This window comes from Streptomyces sp. NPDC004561, assembly GCF_053602155.1.
This window is the reverse complement of record NZ_JBSGDB010000794.1, coordinates 1-2,395: the sequence shown is the minus strand read 5'-3', so window position 1 is coordinate 2,395 and position 2,395 is coordinate 1. Positions and strand designations below refer to the sequence as shown.

The window sequence follows — 2,395 nt, the reverse complement described above, 5'->3', positions numbered from 1 at the left end:
GCCCGTCCTCGAGCACCTGGCGCATGCTCGTCTCCCGGGGCTTCACACCCCGTACTTCTCCCGCAGCTCGATCGACGTCGCCTCGCCCATGGGCCCGCCCCGGTAGGCGGCCCAGAGGGCCAGTACGGGGGCGGCCACGACCGTGGCGACGACCGTCGTGGTGACGGCACGCGCGCGAAGGCGGTCGCGGCGGGCCGCGCGGTCCTTGGGGTCCATCGGGAAGCCGCGCCGGTCGAAGCGGGGTGCGGCCGCGCCACGCGCGCGCGGGTGGTGCGTGAGGGCCGTGTGCAGGGCCGCGCGGGGGGCCTCCAGGACGGGCAGCTCGGCGGGGGTGACCGTGGCGCCGGGCCAGCGGCCGGGGACGGCGCGCTCGGCGGTGCGGCGGCAGCGGGGGCAGTCGTCGACGTGCCGGACCAGCTCGCGGCGCAGGGTCGTGCTGAGGACCATCCGGCTGTCGCCCGTGAGGTGGGCCACGCTCGGGCAGCCGCCGGTCTCGATCACGGCGAGGGCGGCGCGGGTGCGCTCGACCTCGCAGGCGGCCGCGGCGAGCAGCTCGCGGGCGGCGGCCGGCGCCATGCCGAGGACGGCGGCGACCTCCTGGGCGGCCAGATGGTGGCGGACGGCGAGTTCCAGGGCCTCGCGCTGCTCGGGGGTGGTGCCGGCCGCCTCCGGCCAGGCCAGCAGCGCGAGTTCACGGCGCCGCCGCTCCTGGACCTCCGGGGCGACGGGCGGTTCGGGGGCCTCCCCGCCGGCTCCGGTACGCCCTGCCGCGTGGGTGGCCTGACGTTTCTGCTTGGCCTCGGCCAGCTTGCGCAGACACGCCCAGCGGGCCAGCGCGTACAGCCACGCCCGGCGGTCGTCGGCGGCCTCCGGGACGCGGTGCCCGCGCCGCTCGGCCAGCGCGAGGACGTCGCCGACGGCGGCGGTGGCCGCGTCGTGGTCGCACAGCACGGACAGGCAGTAGGTGAACAGACCGTCCAGGTACGGCTCGTATCGCGCCGGCGGCCGCTTCGCCAGGGTGCGCGCGGCGGCCCGGTCGCGCGCCTCGCGGTGCGCCCGGTGCGCGCCGGGGGGGCGGGTGGTGGTCTCCGGACTGGTGCTCATCACCCGTGCGACCGTAGGCGGCGGCGGAGTGGCCCTTATGGAACCTTGAGCACATTTAATCCGTACGGGTGAAACGATCCCTCATAAGGGGACCCGAAGCCGCCATCCGGCGGCCGGATCCTGACGAGGGGTGGCCGATACCGGTCCGCCCACGGGCGGCCCGCGCCTGCGTTGTCAGTGCCTCGGGCTACGGTTTCCGCATGGCTGCCCGTACCAAGACCACCAAGGACCGCCCGTCCTACCGCTGCACGGAGTGCGGCTGGCAGACGGCCAAGTGGCTCGGCCGCTGCCCCGAGTGCCAGGCCTGGGGCACGGTCGAGGAGTACGGCGCGCCCGCGGTGCGGACCACGGCACCGGGCCGGGTCATCACCTCCGCGCTGCCCATCGGCCAGGTCGACGGCCGGCAGGCCACCGCCCGCTCCACCGGCGTGCCCGAGCTGGACCGGGTGCTCGGCGGCGGCCTCGTGCCGGGCGCGGTGGCGCTGCTCGCGGGCGAGCCGGGCGTCGGCAAGTCCACCCTGCTGCTGGACGTGGCGGCCAAGTCGGCGAGCGAGGAGCACCCCACTCTCTATGTGACGGGCGAGGAGTCGGCGAGCCAGGTGCGGCTGCGCGCCGACCGCATCGGCGCGCTCGACGACCACCTGTACCTGGCCGCCGAGACCGATCTGTCCGCCGTCCTCGGCCATTTGGACGAGGTCAAGCCGTCCCTGCTGGTCCTCGACTCGGTGCAGACGGTGGCCTCCCCGGAGATCGAGGGCGCCCCCGGCGGGATGGCCCAGGTCCGGGAGGTCGCCGGGGCGCTGATCCGGGCGTCCAAGGAGCGGGGCATGTCCACGCTGCTGGTGGGCCATGTCACCAAGGACGGCGCGATCGCGGGCCCCCGCCTCCTGGAGCACCTGGTGGACGTCGTGCTGCACTTCGAGGGCGACCGGCACGCGCGCCTGCGCCTGGTGCGCGGCGTGAAGAACCGCTACGGCGCGACGGACGAGGTCGGCTGCTTCGAGCTGCACGACGAGGGCATCACCGGCCTCGCCGACCCCAGCGGCCTCTTCCTGACCCGGCGCGCCGAGCCGGTGCCCGGCACCTGCCTCACCGTCACCCTGGAGGGCCGCCGCCCGCTGGTCGCCGAGGTGCAGGCGCTGACCGTCGACTCCCAGATCCCCTCCCCGCGGCGCACGACGTCCGGCCTGGAGACCTCCCGGGTGTCGATGATGCTGGCCGTCCTGGAGCAGCGTGGCAGGATCAGCGCGCTCGGCAAGCGGGACATCTACTCGGCGACGGTCGGCGGCGT

At 75.7% G+C, this 2,395-nt stretch carries 1 protein-coding gene and 1 pseudogene; one reads left to right on the top strand and one right to left on the bottom strand.

The features are described from left to right. Nucleotides 1-81 precede the first annotated feature (81 nt). Nucleotides 82-1,107 (bottom strand): annotated as a pseudogene (locus ACWEN3_RS45380) (RNA polymerase sigma factor); the annotation flags it as partial. A 197-nt stretch (nucleotides 1,108-1,304) separates the two neighbouring features. Here ACWEN3_RS45380 and radA point away from each other — a divergent pair. Beyond that, nucleotides 1,305-2,395 (top strand): DNA repair protein RadA (radA, locus tag ACWEN3_RS45375; protein WP_452984164.1); only part of this gene is annotated, 1,091 nt, incomplete at its 3' end.